The organism is Mesorhizobium sp. M2E.F.Ca.ET.209.01.1.1 (assembly GCF_004010375.2).
GTDB lineage: Bacteria > Pseudomonadota > Alphaproteobacteria > Rhizobiales > Rhizobiaceae > Mesorhizobium.
Window position 1 is genome coordinate 1 of sequence record NZ_SADP02001139.1, and the last position, 292, is coordinate 292.

Consider the following 292-nt stretch of genomic DNA (forward strand, 5'->3'; position numbering starts at 1 on the left):
GGCCGAGGCGCTGGCAAAAAAACTTTGATTTGGCCCCGATCGATGGCATAAGGCCGCCCTTAAACAGTTTAAAAAACGACGGGGAGCGAAAGCCTGGCACAGAAAATCAAGCTGTCGACGATCGCGGATGCGCTTGGCGTGTCCACGGCCACCGTGTCGCTGGCACTGCGCGACAGCCCGCTGGTTGCCGGCTCGACGCGAGATCGCATCAAGGAACATGCGCGCGCCATCGGCTATATCTACAACCGGCGCGCCGCCAGCCTGCGCACCTCGCGCTCGGGCATTGTCGGTG

1 protein-coding gene is annotated in these 292 nt (G+C 62.0%); it reads left to right on the plus strand.

What is annotated here, in order from left to right:
- Positions 1 to 93: 93 nt before the first annotated feature.
- Positions 94 to 292 (plus strand): LacI family DNA-binding transcriptional regulator (locus EN852_RS39450; protein WP_135879947.1); only part of this gene is annotated, 199 nt, incomplete at its 3' end.